Raw genomic sequence first — 17897 nt, 5'->3', positions numbered from 1 at the left:
TTGTGGGTAATGAAGAAAACGCCTGATTTTATTCTCATCATCGTAACACTTTCATTGTTGACAATCGGAATGATTATGGTTTATAGTGCGAGTGCAGTTTGGGCCTCTTATAAAATGGGGGACTCATTCTTTTTTGCAAAAAGACAATTACTGTTTGCGGGTCTTGGTGTAGTAGCTATGTTTTTTATTATGAAAATTGATTATTGGGTGTGGCGTACGTATTCAAAAGTGATTTTGCTAGTTTGCTTCATTCTTCTTATTCTCGTTCTTATTCCTGGAGTAGGTCTTGTTCGAGGAGGAGCACGAAGTTGGATTGGAATCGGAGCATTTTCGATTCAACCGTCAGAATTTATGAAGTTTGCGATGATTATTTTCTTGGCAAAGTTTTTAGCAGAACGGCAAAAATTGATTACATCTTTTAAACGTGGTTTATTACCGGCTCTTAGTTTTGTTTTTCTTGCTTTTGGGATGATTATGTTACAGCCAGACCTTGGGACAGGAACGGTAATGGTTGGGACATGTATCATTATGATATTCATTTCGGGAGCGAGAGTCTTTCACTTTGCAATGTTTGGTTTGATTGGTGTAGCAGGATTTGTAGGGTTAATTGCATCAGCACCGTATCGAATGAAACGCATTACATCATATTTAGATCCGTGGTCAGATCCGCTCGGGAGTGGATTTCAAATTATCCAATCATTACTTGCAATTGGACCTGGTGGATTATTTGGGCTTGGACTTGGACAAAGTAGACAAAAATTTCTTTATTTACCTGAACCGCAAACTGACTTTATATTTGCAATCTTATCCGAGGAATTAGGTTTTATTGGTGGTTCATTTGTGTTATTATTATTTAGTCTATTATTATGGCGCGGGATTCGTATCGCATTAGGAGCGCCAGATTTATATGGTACGTTTTTAGCAGTAGGTATTGTGGCGATGATTGCGATTCAAGTAATGATTAATGTTGGTGTTGTAACAGGACTGATGCCTGTTACGGGTATTACCTTGCCGTTTTTAAGTTATGGTGGATCAAGTTTGACATTAATGTTAATGGCAGTAGGTGTATTATTAAATATAAGTCGCCATTCTCGCTACTAAACCCTGTTTATAAGACAGGGTTTTTCGTATGTGTGTAAAAATGCAATATGTATATAGAAATAAGTATAATGGAAATAAGAAAAGAGAAGCGGAGGAGTTAGTAGTGCGTGTATTAGTGAGTGGTGGGGGTACTGGTGGTCATATTTATCCAGCTCTTGCTTTAATTAGAGAAATAAAAAAGTTAAATCCAGAAGCGAGATTTTTATATATTGGTACGGAAAATGGACTAGAGAGTACAATCGTTCCAAAAGCAGGTATACCATTTCAATCTATTGTTATAAGTGGATTTAAACGAAAAATATCATTAGATAATGTGAAAACAGTAATGCGTTTTCTAAAAGGTGTACAGGATAGTAAACGATACATTCGTCGTTTTAATCCGGATATCGTAATTGGAACGGGTGGATATGTATGTGGACCAGTTGTATACGCTGCAGCCAAACTAGGTATTCCAACTATTGTACATGAACAAAATAGTGTACCAGGTGTAACGAACAAGTTTTTAAGCCGTTATGTTGATAAAGTTGCTGTTTGTTTTGAAGCAGCTATAGAGCATTTTCCAGAGTCAAAAGTGGTAATGACAGGTAATCCAAGAGCATCAGAGGTAATGGATCAAAATGGAATGAAGGGGAAACGTTCAGTTGGGCTTTCTCTTCCTAAAAAGTCTGTACTTATATTTGGTGGAAGTCGTGGGGCTAGACCGATTAACGATGCCTTCGTTGAAGCAATTGAACAGTTTGGGAACAAAAGCTACGAAATACTATATGTAACGGGTGAAGTACATTATGATAAAGTGATGGAAGCCGTGAAGCAAAAAGGAAACCCAAGCAATGTTATTATTAAGCCGTTCATTCATAATATGCCAGAGGTACTAACTGGTGTAGACCTTGTTGTTTCAAGGGCTGGGGCAACAACACTTGCAGAATTAACAGCGTTAGGAAAACCAAGTGTGTTAATACCGAGTCCGTATGTAACAAATAATCATCAGGAAAAGAATGCACGTTCAGTTGTTGATAAAGGAGCGGCAAAAATGTTACTTGAAAAAGATTTAACAGCTGAAACGCTTATTCGTGATATTGATGAGATTTTATTGAATGCACAAACATTACAAAATATGAAGCTAGCGGCTAAGCAACTAGGTATTCCAGATGCAGCAAATAAGCTGTATGAAGTAATGAATAAGCTTGTAAAAAAATAAAGTGAGGCTTTAATCAGTGGGGAGTGATTCTCTCTCGTTGATTATTATCTTTCACTAATAGGATGTTTACTGACATCCTGATTCCGCCTAATTTCTTTGTTATCGCCGAATTTTGATTTAGGAGCTGTACTGCCCGTAAATAGAGGGATAACGTTAGGTGAACGCCCTGCATATTATTGTCATAAGGAGACTTAATATGGGGGAGATTGTCTATGGAACAATTAGTAAATGAGCTTATAGAAGCAGACGTTGGTCGTGTTTTAGTTAACGAGCCGTTAGCACGTTATACAACTATGAAAATAGGTGGACCAGCGGATATTTTAATTGTGCCAAAGCATGTAGCCGGTATTGAAAAAACATTACAGTTAGTAAAGCAATACAAAACGAAGTGGACTGTAATTGGTCGCGGTTCAAACCTTCTTGTATCTGATCAAGGCATAGAAGGTGTTGTTATTCGTTTAGGAGAAGGATTAGATCACTTAGAGGTCGAAAAACATAAGGTAAGAGTTGGTAGTGGATATCCTCTTATTAAATTGTCAACTTTACTTAGTCGTCAAGGGTTAGCTGGATTGGAGTTTGCGAGCGGTATTCCAGGAAGTGTCGGTGGTGCAGTATATATGAATGCAGGTGCACATAAATCGGATATATCGAGTGTATTATCGAAGGCTCTCATTCTGTTTGAAGACGGTACAATTGACTGGTTAACAAATAAAGAACTGGAGTTTTCTTATCGGGCATCTGTATTGCAAACGAAACGTCCTGGTATTGTTTTAGAGGCGGTGTTTCAATTACAGGCGGGAAAACGTGAAGAAATTGTACGTAGTATGCAAAATAATAAAGATTACCGCCGTGAAACGCAACCATGGAATCACCCGTGTGCAGGAAGTGTATTTCGGAATCCAATCCCACATTTTGCAGGAGATTTAGTAGAAAAAGCAGGGCTTCGTGGTTATAGGATTGGTGGAGCTCAAATTTCTGAAATGCATGGCAATTTTATTGTTAATACCGGGGGAGCTTCAGCGCAAGATGTATTGTCTTTAATTGAATTAATAAAACATACAATTAAGGATAAATTTGATGTAGATATGCACACAGAAGTAGAAATCATTGGAAGATAACGGTTATTCGTTCCGCTCATTATCATTTATGTTATAATAAGAAGATAAGAACGGCATGAGGAACATGCCGTTCTTTATGTTACATAGGGGGATCGTACATGAATAATAGTAAAGTGATTAAACTACAAGATCGTGTACCAAAATTGAAAAATCAAAAGAAAAAAAACAAAAAAAATGTTAATCATCGATTGATTTTATACATATCAATTTTATTTTTATTAGTGCTCTTTTTAATTTATTTTCGGTCTCCGCTTAGTAATATAAAAAAGATTAGTGTGTTTGGAAATCACTATATGACGGATGAGCAAGTAATGAAGGATTCAGGCGTGACATATGATACAAGTTATTTCCGAGTGACAGCACATAAAGCTGAAGAAAACTTAACGAAGCGAAAAGAAATTAAAGCAGTAAATGTAAAAAAACGTTTTCCAAACAAGATTGATATTCATATCGAAGAATATTTAACGATTGGTTATATAAATAAAGAGGGAAAATTACAACCGTTATTAGAAAATGGAAAAACGCTTGATGTACTACCTAATGGAAAACTTCCTGTTGCAGCACCGATTTTTGAACCTTTTAAAGAAGAGAAAATGAAGGAGTTAATCGCTGAACTAGAAAAATTAACACCAGCTATTTTAAAATCTATTTCGGAGATTCGCTATTCACCAACGAATGCGAATGAAGATCATCTTACTTTATATATGAATGAAGGTTATGAAGTGAGCACTACGATTCAAAATTTCGCAAAACGTATGGAAGCCTATCCACTTATTTTAAAAACAATTGAGCCAGGTAAGAAGGTATTAATTGACTTAGAAGTAGGTGCATATACGAAAGAATTAGGTGCGGAAGAAAAAAAAGAATAGAATGGTAGTTTTCGTTGCTTATAGCAGAAAAAACGAAACGAATGTTCTATTATATGTATACGAATTTAGAAGAATGGTTCATTTGATGAAAAATATGTAAAAATTCTTAGATTCATACTAGTATTGGTACAAGTTTCACTTTTCTATGAGTACATCTTAGTGTAGACTTATACTTGGCGGTAAACTTTACACTCGAAATAGAATTATTTCAAGATAAGCAGTTATTCATAGTTTACTGCGATATTCTTAATTGAATGCTAAATAAAAATAAGAAAAATATAGGGTTAAAAAAGGGAAACGTATAAAGACGTTGAATATTTTTCTTATAAATAGTAAAGTTGCGATTGTTGTTCCATATATTGAGTTGTATGGTATAAATAAAGAAGGAGGTGCCAAAGAATGAACAGCAATGAAATATATGTTAGTCTTGACATCGGTACATCCAATGTTAAAGTCATCATTGGTGAAATGGTTAATGACAGCTTAAACATTATTGGTGTTGGAAATGTAAAATCAAATGGTTTAAAGAAGGGATCGATAGTTGATATAGACGAGACTGTTCGATCAATTAAAAAAGCAATTGAACAAGCTGAGCGCATGGTGGGAATCCACATTGAGCAAGTTGTAGTAGGTGTCAATGCAAACCAGGTACAGCTACTTCCTTGTCACGGAGTAGTCGCTGTTTCAAATGAAGATCGTGAAATCGGGAATGAAGATGTCTTACGCGTTCTAGATGCAGCACAAGTTGTGTCAATTGCTCCAGAACGTGAGTTTATTGATGTGGTACCTCGACAGTTCATCGTAGACGGTCTTGACGAGATTAACGATCCACGCGGGATGATCGGTGTAAGATTAGAAATGGAAGGTACACTTATTACAGGCTCGAGAACTTTACTACATAACCTACTTCGTTGTGTAGAAAAAGCAGGTCTTGAAATTGTTGATATTTGTCTTCAACCTTTAGCGGCTGCAACAGTTGCTATATCTTCAGATGAAAAAAATAGAGGAGTAGCCCTTGTTGATATGGGGGGAGGATCTACAACTTTATCTATTTTTAAAGATGGAGAGTTACAAGCGACGAGCGTATTACCATTAGGTGGAGACCATATAACGAAAGATATTGCGATTGGGTTGAAAACTTCAACAGAAAATGCAGATCAAATTAAGTTGAAATATGGACATGCTTTTTATGATACAGCATCTGAAGAAGAGATGTTTACGGTTCCTATTATGGGAAGTGATCAAACAGAACAATATTCTCAGTTGGAATTATCGGATATAATAGAGGCTCGTGTAGAGGAAATTTTAATGTTTGTTCAAGATGAAGTGCGTAAGTTAGGAGTAAAGCAAGTGGCTTCTGGTTATGTACTAACTGGCGGAATTGCTTCTATGCCAGGTGTTCTTGATCTTGCATATGATATTTTACATGAAAATGTTCGTGTAGCAACTCCTGATTATATTGGTGTGCGTGAGCCTCAATATACAAGTGGAGTTGGATTAATTAAACATTCTTATCAAAAAGCTAAATTACGTGGGAAAAATGTGCAGGAAAAGCAAGAGCATTTTGAACCAGTACCAGCACCAGCACCAACGCCGGTACAACAGCAACCCGCGAAACAAAAAACTCGTAATCAAAACAATAATAATCAAAATGATGACCGCATGATGTCAAAAGTAAAACGTGTATTCCGTTATTTATGGGATTAAAATTGGACACGAAAAATGAGGTTCTAGGGGGATTTCGACATGTTAGAGTTTGATACTACTCAAGATCAATTAGCGAATATAAAAGTTATCGGTGTCGGCGGTGGCGGAAACAATGCTGTAAACCGTATGATTGAACACGGTGTACAAGGTGTAGACTTTATCGCTGTGAACACTGATGCACAAGCATTAAATCTATCAAAAGCTGAAACAAAAATGCAAATTGGTGGAAAATTAACGCGTGGACTTGGTGCAGGCGCAAACCCTGAAGTAGGGAAAAAAGCTGCAGAAGAAAGTAAAGAACAGATCCAAGAAGCACTTCGTGGTGCGGATATGGTCTTCGTAACTGCCGGTATGGGCGGTGGAACTGGAACTGGTGCAGCTCCAGTTGTTGCTCAAGTTGCAAAAGAATTAGGTGCTTTAACAGTTGGTGTTGTAACACGTCCATTTACTTTTGAAGGACGTAAGCGTGCGACGCAAGCAGCATCTGGTATTGCAGCATTTAAAGAAAATGTAGATACTCTTATTGTAATTCCAAACGATCGCTTATTAGAGATTGTTGATAAAAATACGCCAATGTTAGAAGCATTCCGTGAAGCTGATAACGTATTACGTCAAGGTGTTCAAGGTATTTCGGATTTAATTGCAACGCCAGGTTTAATTAACTTAGACTTTGCAGACGTAAAGACAATTATGTCTAATAGAGGTTCTGCTTTAATGGGTATTGGTTCTGGTAACGGGGAAAATCGTGCTGCAGAAGCTGCGAAAAAAGCGATTTCTAGTCCATTACTAGAAACATCTATTGATGGAGCTCAAGGTGTTATCATGAACATTACGGGTGGCGCTAACTTAAGCTTATATGAAGTACAAGAAGCGGCAGATATTGTAGCTTCAGCTTCAGATCCAGAAGTAAATATGATCTTCGGTTCTGTTATTAACGAAGGATTAAAAGATGATATCGTTGTAACTGTAATTGCAACTGGTTTTGATGATAGCATTGCAACTCAACCACCAAAACCAATTATTCGTCCGAATGCGAACCACACGCAACAACAGCAACAACCAGTAGCTCAACCTTCAAAACAACGTGAAGTAAAACGTGAAATGAAGCGTGAAGAGCCAGTTGTACATGAGCGTCATTCAGATTCAGATGATATCGATATTCCAGCATTTTTACGTAACCGTCGTAGACGATAAAAAAAGGAGCTTTCATGCTCCTTTTTTGTTTTTTAAATGGAAAAGACCTGCTAAGCAGGTCTTTTTTTTATTTGGTATATTTTGTTGGTGAAAATAAGAGTATATCATTCTATGAATTTGTACTTTTATTTTTTACCGACAGATTATGTCTAGAAATCACAAAATAACAAAAAAACACCTCCGCAAATTGACACACTTTCCTATTGGATATGCATTATACTAGTCTCAACTTGAAAAAAGAGGTGAATTGTTTGGTTGTTTACGCCGACGTTGTTTGGTTGTTAAACGCCTGCATTGATTTTCTTTTGCTTTTATTAACAGCTACCGTGTTAAAAAAGAAAATCAAAAAATGGAGGCTTGTGTTAGGGGCATTTATAGGTTCAACTATTGTTATTTTTGCCTTTACTCCTTTTGCTTCTATGATGACACATCCAATTATGAAACTACTGTACTCATTACTTATTGTGTATACAGCATTTGGGTTTACAACATTTAGAAATTATGCACAAACTGTTTTTACTTTTTACTTTGTAACCTTTATGGTTGGCGGAGGATTAATTGGAACTCATTTCTTTTTGCAAACGAATGAAATGGTAAATGGATTGGTTCAATCTCAGTCAATTTCTTACGGTGATCCAATTAGTTGGTTATTTGTTATTTTTGGTTTTCCAGTAATTTATTATTTTTCTAAAAAGCGTATTGAAAGCGTAGAGGTCACGAAAATACACTATGATCAAATTGTGAAAGTAAAAATTCAATTAGCAGAAGAAGAACTAGAACTGGCAGGTCTTATTGACAGTGGGAACCAACTTTATGACCCATTAACAAAAACACCCGTTATGATTATGCATGTTTCATCATTAGAACATTGCTTACCATCTTGGTTAACAGAACAAATTTATTCCAAAACAGAAATTCCTCAAATACCAGAAAATGATTCTGGTTGGGCGACAAAATTACGCTTAATTCCTTTCCGTGCAGTAGGAGTAGAGAGTCAATTTTTGTGGGCAATTAAGCCTGACAGTGTGCAAGTTGACCATGAAGGTAGTTCTATTGTTGTAAACAAAGTATTAATTGGATTAAATACACAACAGCTGTCTACTAATGGGGAGTATCAATGTATTGTGCATCCAAAAATGTTAATTTCGCAAAAAATGGTAATCGCTTAATAATGAGAGGCGGGATAATATGATGAAATTAAAATTTTATTTAGTATACCTTTGGTATAAAGTATTGCTGAAATTAGGAATTAAGACCGATGAAATTTATTATATTGGTGGAAGTGAAGCGTTGCCACCACCGTTAACAAAAGAAGAAGAGGAAGTTCTTTTGAATAAATTGCCAAAAGGAGATCAGGCAGCAAGGTCATTACTTATTGAACGTAACTTAAGGCTCGTTGTATATATAGCAAGAAAGTTTGAAAATACAGGGATAAATATTGAAGATTTGATTAGTATCGGAACAATCGGCCTTATTAAAGCGGTAAATACATTTAATCCAGAAAAGAAAATAAAATTAGCAACATATGCATCGCGTTGTATAGAAAATGAAATTTTAATGCATTTACGTCGAAATAACAAAAATCGTTCGGAAGTTTCTTTTGATGAACCACTAAACATTGATTGGGATGGGAATGAACTGTTATTGTCTGACGTGTTAGGTACAGATGATGATATTATTACAAAAGATTTAGAAGCTACTGTAGATCGTCACCTTTTAATGAAAGCATTACACCAATTAAATGATCGTGAAAAACAAATTATGGAACTTCGGTTTGGGCTTGCTGGAGGAGAGGAAAAGACGCAAAAAGATGTGGCTGATATGCTTGGGATTTCACAGTCATACATTTCGCGTTTAGAAAAAAGAATTATAAAAAGATTACGAAAAGAATTTAATAAAATGGTGTAAAGAATAAGACCAGCCGTTATGTAGGCTGGTCTTATTCTATTTAGTTGTATTAGGAAAGATAATTTAAATAACAAATCGTGAAAAAACCACATGCATAAAATCCCCTTCAAAGGAAATACTTTACACTGTACAGCAACTCCCGATAGGAGGGAACACTTTGACGAGAAACAAAGTAGAAATTTGCGGTGTTGATACAGCTAAACTTCCAGTATTAAAAAATGAAGAGATGCGTAAATTATTTCGTGAAATGCAAAGTGGAGAGATAAGCGCAAGAGAAAAATTAGTGAATGGAAACTTACGTCTTGTACTGAGCGTCATCCAAAGATTTAATAACAGAGGAGAATATGTTGACGATTTATTTCAAGTTGGTTGCATCGGACTTATGAAATCAATTGATAATTTTGATTTAGGCCAAAATGTAAAATTTTCAACGTATGCTGTGCCGATGATTATTGGGGAAATACGCAGATATTTGCGTGATAATAATCCGATTCGCGTATCGCGCTCATTGCGAGATATTGCGTATAAAGCTTTGCAAGTAAGAGAAAAGTTGATTGCAGAAAATTCAAAAGAACCAACAGCAATGGATATTGCAAAAGTGCTAGAAGTAACTCATGAAGAGATAGTATTTGCTTTAGATGCAATTCAAGATCCAGTCTCATTATTTGAACCGATTTATAATGATGGGGGAGATCCTATCTTTGTTATGGATCAGTTAAGTGATGAAAAACAAAAGGACGAGCAGTGGGTTGAAGAATTAGCATTGAAAGAAGGAATGAAGCGTTTAAATGATAGAGAGAAAATGATTATTAGAAAACGTTTCTTCCAAGGAAAGACACAGATGGAAGTTGCAGAAGAAATTGGGATTTCCCAAGCGCAAGTATCACGTTTAGAGAAGTCAGCCATTAAACAAATGAATAAAACGATTCAAGGATAAGGTCTCACCAATTATGGTGAGACCTTTTTATATGTAATATGGTTTGTGCTCATAGTAGGGGATTAGTGTTCATATAATTTCGTATAGGTGGCTTCCTGTAAATATGAGAAACAGTTTCCAATTTGTCATATAAGGGAGAGGATGAAAATGGTGATACGAATTTCAGAGTTACAGATGAAGGATGTTATAAATATTTCAGATGGAAAAAGGATTGGGAATATTGGAGATATTGAAATTGATATGAACACAGGGAAAATTTGTTCTGTTATTATTTCCAAACAGACACGTATGCTAGGTATTTTTGGAAAAGATGTTGAGATTGTAATTCCTTGGAAGGAAATTGTGAAAATTGGGGAAGATGTCATACTTGTAAGAGTAAATCCTGTTAATTCTGTAACAGAATCAATACAAACACCGACAATTTCATAAAGAATATTACAAATTCCTCTTTTTTTTCTGTTAGGATTATGAAAAAATAAAAGTATGGTAAAATAGACAGGAAGTACCATGCTTTTTTCTGTTATTTTAATTAAAAGGAGCCGCTTTATTATGAGAGAACCATTTAAATATGTGGACGGTATACTGTATTTACAAGCGTGGAAAGAACTTGGAAACATTACTGCTGGATTTACGACAAAAGATGGTGGGATAAGTACGGGCTCCTTTCATGCGATGAATTTAGGATTACATGTGAATGATATCGTGGAGAACGTTCATGAAAACAGACGCATTTTAGCAAATAAGTTACAAAAACCATTAGAAAACTGGATTTGCTCTGAACAAGTTCATGCTCATCATGTTGAAAAAGTAGGGCAACAGGAAAAGGGAAGTGGTGTCTATTCATATGAGGACGGCATTTCAAAAACAGATGGCATTTATACGAGCAATGAAGATGTTCTGTTAACGTCTTGTTACGCGGATTGTGTTCCGCTCTATTTTTATGCACCATCACATGGTATGATAGGACTTGCGCATGCTGGATGGAAAGGTACTGTACAAGAGATTGCAAAGGAAATGATTCAAAAGTGGAATGCAGAAGGTATTTCAAGTGATGAAATTCATGTTGCAATTGGGCCGTCGATCGGATCTTGTTGTTATGTTGTGGATGATCGTGTATTAACAGCAGCACAGGAAGTAGTTAGGGGTGCTGTTCCTCATCAAAAAATTTCTGACGGGCAGTACGCAATTAATTTAAAAGAAATTAATCGTATATTATGTGTACAAGCAGGCATAAAAGAAGAGCATATTGTAATGTCATCTCTTTGTACAAGCTGTGAAGAGCAACTATTTTTCTCTCATCGTCGTGATCAAGGTAAGACAGGAAGAATGTTGAGTTTCATAGGTTTTAAGGAGGAAGAAAGCAAGTGACAGTACAAGAAAATTTAGTAATTGTAAACGAAGCTATTAAAGAATCTTGCGCTCGAGCTGGACGTTCGTTGCAAGATATTAAACTTGTTGCAGTTACAAAAACTGTAGGGATTGAAAAAACAAACGAAGTAATTGAAGCTGGAGTTATCGATTTAGGTGAAAATAGAAATGAAGGTTTCTTACAGAAATACGAGCATTTCGGTTCAAAAGTTAATTGGCACTTTATTGGCTCATTACAAACGAGAAAAGTAAAAGAAATCATTAATGAAATTGATTATTTACATTCGTTAGATCGTCTTTCACTGGCGAAAGAAATTCAGAAACGTGCTGATAAGAAAGTGAAATGCTTTATTCAAGTGAAAACCTCATCTGAAGAATCGAAGCAAGGATTGGCAATAGAAGAGGTTGTTTCTTTTATTCAAAGTTTGCAAGAATTCGATAAAATTGAAGTGGTTGGACTAATGACGATGGCTCCATTTACAGAAGAAGAGGAAGAAATCAGACGCTGTTTTAAGGAATTACGTATGCTGCAAACAGAGGTGCAGGAGCTAGAGTTATTACATGCGCCATGTAAAGAATTATCAATGGGAATGTCCAACGATTACAAGATTGCAATTGAAGAAGGGGCTACATATATTCGTTTGGGAACGATTTTAGTAGGAAAAGCGTAAAAGGAAGGAGAATCTTATTATGAGTTGGTCAAAAGTAAAATACTTCTTTTTTGATACACCGGAAGAAAAAGAAGCAGCTCAATATGGTTATGAAAAGGAGCAAACAGACATGAAAAAGCAGCAAGATCCACCAGAACAACAAGACGTTACGTTTCCGAAAGCGCAACCGAAGCAAAATGTTGTGAGTATTGAAACAGCAAAACAATCTTCAAAAGTTGTTTTATTAGAACCACGCACATATTCGGAAGCACAAGGGATTGCGGACCACTTAAAAGGTAGACGAGCTGTTGTAATTAATTTGCAGAGAATGTCTACTGATCAAGCGGTACGTATCGTTGACTTTTTAAGTGGTACTGTATACGCTATAGGCGGGGACATTCAAAAAATAGGGCCGAAAACATTTATGTGTACACCTGAAAATGTAGATATTGTTGGTGCGATTTCAGAGTTATTCGGTGAAGAAGAAGAAACAAATATAAAGAGGTGGTAATACGCCATGACAACAGTTTTTATAGTGTTAAGTTATGCTATCGAGATTTACTCGTGGGCACTTATTATTTACATTCTCCTATCATGGTTTCCTGGTGCGAAGGAATCATCTTTTGGAGAGTTCCTGGCACGTATTTGTGAACCGTATTTAGAACCGTTCCGCCGCTTTATTCCGCCGCTTGGAATGATTGATATTTCTCCAATCGTTGCGATCTTTGCGTTGAAACTTGCTAAAACTGGTTTGTTCAGTTTATTAAGCTATTTCTTATAGTAAGAAGGTAAATACATGAGCATCTACGAACATTTTAGGCCTGATGAGGAGGTCTTTGTGGATAAAGTGCTAGAGTGGAAGCGAGCGGCGGAGTACCATCAAGTGAAGTTAACGGATTTTCTCGATCCTAGGCAACAACAAATTGTTTCTATGGTAATAGGACAAGGTGATGTTGCTGTGCAATTTGGTGGTGCAACGCCTAATGCAGAGCGTAAAAGAGCACTTATTTATCCAGACTATCTAGAATTAAATGAAGAAGAATTTCAAGTAGAAGTATTAGAAATTGACTATCCTTCCAAGTTTTATACGCTAGAACATAGGCAAATATTAGGTACATTTATGTCTCTTGGTTTAACAAGAGAAAAATGTGGTGATATTTTGCTGCAAGAAAATCGTGCCCAAATTGTAGTTGCGAAAGAAATTGTATCGTATATTGAGATGAACTTACAATCAATAGGGAAAGTAAAAGTCTCTTTAGCGTCAGTGCATGGAGAACAAATTCTACAGATACATGAAACGTGGGGAGAGAAATCTGGAACGGTTTCTTCACTTCGTTTAGATGTTATGTTAGCTGAAATGTTACATTTATCTAGACAGAAAGTACAACCTTTCATAAAAAATGGTTTAGTAAAAGTCAATTGGAAAACAGTGGAGCAAACTTCTTATGAATGTTATCCAGGAGATGTTTTTTCTGTTAGAGGATATGGCCGAAGTAAATTATTTTCTGTAGAAGGTAGAACAAAACGCGACAAATGGAGAATTTTGTATGGTATACTAAAATGATTGGTTTTTTAGAAGGAAATCCTCCTATTTTGTCGAAGAAAAGATATAATTGAAAGAGGAAATTTAGATAACTACTTGGAGGTGGCGTTGTGCCGTTAACACCATTAGATATTCATAACAAAGAATTTGGTCGCGGATTCCGTGGCTATGATGAAGATCAAGTAAATGAGTTTCTTGATCAAATTATCAAAGATTATGAATTGGTCATTCGTGAGAAAAAAGCTTTAGAAGAAAAAGTTGCGCAGTTAGAAGGGAAGTTAGATCATTTCTCTAATATTGAAGATACGTTAAACAAATCTATCGTTGTTGCACAAGAAGCAGCGGAAGAAGTAAAACGTAATGCGCAAAAAGAAGCGAAATTAATTGTGCGTGAAGCTGAAAAGAATGCTGATCGTATTATTAACGAAGCATTAGTAAAATCAAGAAAAGTTGCTTTTGATATTGAAGAGCTAAAGAAACAAGCGAAAGTATTCCGAACTCGTTTCCGTATGTTATTAGAAACACAGCTTGAGATGTTAAACAACGATGATTGGGATAAACTAATTGAATTAGAAGACGAAGTAGATGAACTGTTGAAAAAAGAAGAAACAGTGTAAGCTTGACGTTTTTCTCATTATTACATATAATTTTAAACAACATATTTATTAAGAAAAACGAAGATAGGGATAAGTACCTTTTCAAACCTTATATAGCGAACTGAGGATGGTGTAAGCTCAGGATAAGGAGATAGTGGGAATATCACCCTGGAGTTCCGCGCTGAACAAATAGAGTAAGCGTAGGCGTGTATTCGCGTTAAGAATATAAAGAGGATTCTATACATATGTATATGATCTACTAGGGTGGTACCGCGGGAGACTTTCTCGTCCCTTTTTGGGATGAGAAGGTCTCTTTTTTATTCCGTTTTTTAAGTATTTCTTTTATACATGTAAGGAGGAATTGAGCATGGAGTACAAAAATACATTACTGATGCCAAAAACTGAGTTCCCAATGCGTGGGAATTTACCAAAACGTGAGCCTGCAATGCAAGAAAAATGGGCTGAAATGAATATTTACGAAAAAGTACAAGAACATACAAAAGGTCGTCCTTTATTTGTATTGCATGATGGACCTCCATATGCGAATGGTGACATTCATATGGGACATGCATTAAATAAAGTATTAAAAGACTTTATTGTTCGTTATAAATCAATGAGTGGTTTTAGTGCGCCATATGTTCCAGGATGGGATACGCACGGTTTACCAATTGAACAAGCTTTAACAAATAAAGGTGTAAAACGTAAAGAAATGACAGTTGCTGAGTTCCGTAAGTTATGTGCAGAGTATGCATATGAACAAGTAGAACGTCAACGTGAACAATTTAAGCGTCTAGGTGTACGTGCAGATTGGGATAATCCATATATTACTTTAGAGCCAGCTTATGAAGCACAACAAATTAAAGTGTTTGGTGACATGGCGAAAAAAGGTTATATCTATAAAGGTCAAAAACCAGTTTACTGGTCTCCAACGAGTGAATCTGCTTTAGCGGAAGCTGAAATTGAATATCAAGATAAAAAATCAGCATCTATTTACGTAGCATTCCCTGTAAAAGATGGAAAGAACGTATTAGAAGGTGATGAAAAGTACATCATTTGGACAACAACACCTTGGACATTACCTGCAAACTTAGGTATTTCTGTTCATCCAGAGCTTGAATATAGCATTGTAAAAGTAAATGATGAGAAATATATCATTGCTTCTGAGCTGTTTGAGACAGTTGCAAAAACGTTAGAGTGGGAAAATGCTGAAGTTGTGAAAACAGTAAAAGGTAGCGAACTTGAGTATACAGTTGCAAAACATCCATTCTACAATCGTGATTCATTAGTTATGCTAGGAGATCACGTAACAACAGATGCAGGTACAGGTTGTGTTCATACAGCACCAGGACACGGGGAAGATGACTTCGTTGTTGGTAAAAAGTATGGATTAGAAGTACTTTGCCCAGTCGATGATAAAGGTGTATTAACAAATGAGGCACCTGGATTTGAAGGCTTATTCTATGATAAAGCTAACAAACCAATTACAGAAAAATTAGAAGAAGTAGGCGCGTTACTGAAACTAACATTCATTACACATTCATACCCACATGATTGGAGAACGAAAAAACCAATTATTTTCCGTGCGACAGCACAGTGGTTTGCATCTATTGAAGCATTCCGTAAAGAATTAATAGAAGCTGTAGCAGAAACAAAATGGGTACCAGCATGGGGAGAAACTCGTCTTCATAATATGGTTCGTGACCGTGGTGACTGGTGTATTTCTCGTCAGCGTGCATGGGGTGTGCCAATTCCGGTATTCTATGCTGAGAATGGTGATCCAATTATTACGGATGAAACAATTAACCATGTAGCAGATTTATTCCGTGAACACGGTTCTAACGTATGGTTCGAGCGTGAAGCGAAAGATCTATTACCAGAAGGATTTACACATCCAGGTAGCCCAAATGGCGAATTCCGTAAAGAAACAGACATCATGGATGTATGGTTCGATTCAGGTTCTTCTCACCAAGCGGTATTAGAAGAGCGCGAAGATTTACAGCGTCCAGCTGATTTATATTTAGAAGGATCTGACCAGTATCGTGGTTGGTTTAACTCTTCATTATCAACAGCAGTTGCTGTAACAGGTAAAGCTCCATATAAAGGCGTACTAAGCCACGGTTTCGTACTAGATGGTGAAGGACGTAAAATGAGTAAGTCGATTGGAAACATCGTCGTACCGAAGAAAATCATGGATCAATTAGGCGGAGACATTTTACGCTTATGGGTATCTTCTGTTGACTATCAATCTGACGTACGTATTTCAGATGATATTTTAAAACAAGTAGCAGAAGTGTATCGTAAAATCCGTAACACATTCCGTTTCTTATTAGGAAACTTAGACGACTTTAAGCCAAGTGAAAATGCAGTAGCTGTAGCTGAACTTCGTGAAGTAGATCGTTACATGTTAGTAAAATTAAATGACTTAATTACAAAAGTTAAAGAAGCATATGAGACATACGACTTCGCTGCTGTGTATCATGCAATTCATAACTTCTGTACAATTGATTTAAGTTCATTCTACTTAGACTTTGCAAAAGACATTTTATACATTGAAGGTGCAAACCACGAAGATCGTCGTGCAATTCAAACTGTATTATATGATGTTCTTGTTGCGTTAACGAAACTTGTAACACCAATCTTACCGCACACAGCTGATGAAGTATGGCCATATATTCCAGGCGTAACAGAAGAAAGTGTACAATTAACTGATATGCCAGAAGCTGTACAATTAGATGACGCGGAAGCGTTAAAAACAAAATGGGATGCATTTATGACATTACGTGATGACGTGTTAAAAGCACTAGAAGTAGCTCGTAATGAAAAAGTAATCGGTAAGTCATTAAATGCAAGCATTACGCTATATCCAACTGCAGAAATGAAAGCTATGTTAGAGTCTATTAGCGAAGACTTAAAGCAATTATTCATCGTTTCTGAGTATAAACTTGGTGGTATGATGGATGAAGCGCCAGCAGATGCACCGAAGTATGAACATACAGCGGTTGTTGTTGTTCAAGCAACTGGTGAAACATGTGAACGTTGTTGGGTAGTTTCAGAAACAATTGGTAAAGATGCTGAACATGAAACATTATGTGAGCGTTGTGCAACAGTTGTTAAAGAAAACTATGTAAAATAATAAAAAACTGACTGCTATTGATGCGGTCAGTTTTTTTGTTGATGGCATATCAAGATCACTTTCAGACTCTTTCCTGTGAAGGAAAAATGTGTGTGAGGTAAGCAAATAAATTTCGGACACACTAACTGTACATTACAGCTAGGAGGAATGTACACGTGAATGAAATTTACATGGAAATAAAAGAAGAATTGCAATTGATGAGAAAAGAGTTGCAAGAGAGACTAGCTAAAGAAGTAATGCACAAATATGATGTCGAGTTCAGCCAAGAGCTTGGATATGAAATTAAGGAAGAGATAAAGAAAAAATTGCTATTACATGATATAAAAGAGGATTTAAAGGATGTAGAACGCGCATTATTTAAAATGGAAATAGACATGTATGGTATTTGTGAAGAGACAGGGAGATTAATTTCGACAAAGCAAATGAAGACAATGCCGACTGCCCGTACGATTCATGAATTCTTCTACGAAAAGGTAAATGTATGAATACGCACAACGATATTATATTACCTTTTTTAAATTTATTTTATTCTTCTATAAAGGTTCATTGTGAAAAGGTAGCAGCTATGCTAAAAT

Annotated in this window: 18 protein-coding genes and 1 other annotated feature; all 18 genes read left to right on the top strand. The window is 36.1% G+C overall.

Annotation, left to right across the window (positions count from 1 at the left end):
- Positions 1 to 9: 9 nt before the first annotated feature.
- The 18 genes from spoVE (at position 10) to MKY21_RS19610 (ending at position 17807) form a co-directional block, all read left to right on the top strand.
- Positions 10 to 1101 (top strand): stage V sporulation protein E, encoded by a 1092-nt coding sequence (gene spoVE, locus MKY21_RS19695; protein ID WP_000753520.1) that lies wholly within the window; start codon positions 10 to 12, stop codon positions 1099 to 1101.
- A gap of 103 nt (positions 1102 to 1204) precedes the next feature.
- Positions 1205 to 2299 (top strand): undecaprenyldiphospho-muramoylpentapeptide beta-N-acetylglucosaminyltransferase, encoded by a 1095-nt coding sequence (gene murG, locus MKY21_RS19690; RefSeq protein ID WP_021728036.1) that lies wholly within the window; start codon positions 1205 to 1207, stop codon positions 2297 to 2299.
- A gap of 212 nt (positions 2300 to 2511) precedes the next feature.
- Positions 2512 to 3417, top strand: coding sequence for a UDP-N-acetylmuramate dehydrogenase (gene murB, locus MKY21_RS19685; protein WP_000437024.1), 906 nt, complete (start codon positions 2512 to 2514; stop codon positions 3415 to 3417).
- 98 nt (positions 3418 to 3515) lie between these two features.
- Positions 3516 to 4286 (top strand): cell division protein DivIB, encoded by a 771-nt coding sequence (gene divIB, locus MKY21_RS19680; protein ID WP_001065789.1) that lies wholly within the window; start codon positions 3516 to 3518, stop codon positions 4284 to 4286.
- A gap of 399 nt (positions 4287 to 4685) precedes the next feature.
- The gene (gene ftsA / locus MKY21_RS19675; protein ID WP_001087557.1) at positions 4686 to 5993 is read left to right on the top strand and encodes a cell division protein FtsA; all 1308 of its coding nucleotides are present in this window, start codon (positions 4686 to 4688) and stop codon (positions 5991 to 5993) included.
- Between the two features lie 39 nt (positions 5994 to 6032).
- Complete coding sequence (gene ftsZ / locus MKY21_RS19670) at positions 6033 to 7187, top strand: cell division protein FtsZ (RefSeq protein ID WP_000888984.1); 1155 nt, start codon at positions 6033 to 6035, stop codon at positions 7185 to 7187.
- A gap of 251 nt (positions 7188 to 7438) precedes the next feature.
- Positions 7439 to 8356, top strand: coding sequence for a sigma-E processing peptidase SpoIIGA (spoIIGA, locus tag MKY21_RS19665; RefSeq protein WP_000261970.1), 918 nt, complete (start codon positions 7439 to 7441; stop codon positions 8354 to 8356).
- Positions 8357 to 8375: 19 nt separating this feature from the next.
- Positions 8376 to 9095 (top strand): RNA polymerase sporulation sigma factor SigE, encoded by a 720-nt coding sequence (sigE, locus tag MKY21_RS19660; protein ID WP_000976948.1) that lies wholly within the window; start codon positions 8376 to 8378, stop codon positions 9093 to 9095.
- Between the two features lie 157 nt (positions 9096 to 9252).
- A complete protein-coding gene (gene sigG / locus MKY21_RS19655; protein WP_000197755.1) occupies positions 9253 to 10032 on the top strand; it encodes an RNA polymerase sporulation sigma factor SigG in 780 nt (259 codons plus the stop codon).
- 147 nt (positions 10033 to 10179) lie between these two features.
- On the top strand, positions 10180 to 10461 hold the full coding sequence (locus MKY21_RS19650; protein ID WP_000236745.1) for a YlmC/YmxH family sporulation protein: 282 nt from the start codon (positions 10180 to 10182) through the stop codon (positions 10459 to 10461).
- 120 nt (positions 10462 to 10581) lie between these two features.
- Positions 10582 to 11400: a peptidoglycan editing factor PgeF gene (gene pgeF, locus MKY21_RS19645; RefSeq protein WP_001209006.1), complete on the top strand. Its 819-nt coding sequence runs from the start codon at positions 10582 to 10584 to the stop codon at positions 11398 to 11400.
- Positions 11397 to 12071 carry a YggS family pyridoxal phosphate-dependent enzyme gene (locus MKY21_RS19640; RefSeq protein WP_000218007.1) on the top strand — a complete coding sequence of 225 codons (675 nt, stop codon included), beginning with the start codon at positions 11397 to 11399 and terminating at the stop codon, positions 12069 to 12071. The genes pgeF and MKY21_RS19640 overlap by 4 nt, the downstream gene beginning before the upstream one ends.
- A 19-nt stretch (positions 12072 to 12090) precedes the next feature.
- The gene (locus MKY21_RS19635) at positions 12091 to 12561 is read left to right on the top strand and encodes a cell division protein SepF (RefSeq protein ID WP_000119129.1); all 471 of its coding nucleotides are present in this window, start codon (positions 12091 to 12093) and stop codon (positions 12559 to 12561) included.
- A gap of 6 nt (positions 12562 to 12567) precedes the next feature.
- Complete coding sequence (locus MKY21_RS19630; protein ID WP_000214233.1) at positions 12568 to 12831, top strand: YggT family protein; 264 nt, start codon at positions 12568 to 12570, stop codon at positions 12829 to 12831.
- A 15-nt stretch (positions 12832 to 12846) separates the two neighbouring features.
- Positions 12847 to 13614, top strand: coding sequence for a YlmH family RNA-binding protein (locus MKY21_RS19625; RefSeq protein ID WP_016118557.1), 768 nt, complete (start codon positions 12847 to 12849; stop codon positions 13612 to 13614).
- Between the two features lie 89 nt (positions 13615 to 13703).
- The gene (divIVA, locus tag MKY21_RS19620; protein WP_001131611.1) at positions 13704 to 14210 is read left to right on the top strand and encodes a septum site-determining protein DivIVA; all 507 of its coding nucleotides are present in this window, start codon (positions 13704 to 13706) and stop codon (positions 14208 to 14210) included.
- Positions 14211 to 14261: 51 nt separating this feature from the next.
- Positions 14262 to 14485: a binding site (T-box leader), on the top strand.
- A 71-nt stretch (positions 14486 to 14556) separates the two neighbouring features.
- Positions 14557 to 17322 carry an isoleucine--tRNA ligase gene (gene ileS2, locus MKY21_RS19615; RefSeq protein ID WP_000455920.1) on the top strand — a complete coding sequence of 922 codons (2766 nt, stop codon included), beginning with the start codon at positions 14557 to 14559 and terminating at the stop codon, positions 17320 to 17322.
- A 155-nt stretch (positions 17323 to 17477) separates the two neighbouring features.
- The gene (locus MKY21_RS19610; RefSeq protein WP_001002956.1) at positions 17478 to 17807 is read left to right on the top strand and encodes a molecular chaperone DnaK; all 330 of its coding nucleotides are present in this window, start codon (positions 17478 to 17480) and stop codon (positions 17805 to 17807) included.
- The last annotated feature ends 90 nt before the right edge of the window (positions 17808 to 17897 follow it).

Origin of the sequence: Bacillus sp. FSL R9-9497 (genome assembly GCF_038005805.1) — a bacterium.
GTDB lineage: Bacteria > Bacillota > Bacilli > Bacillales > Bacillaceae_G > Bacillus_A > Bacillus_A cereus.
The sequence above is the reverse complement of the archived record's forward strand: the minus strand, read 5'-3'. Positions and strand labels throughout refer to the sequence as shown.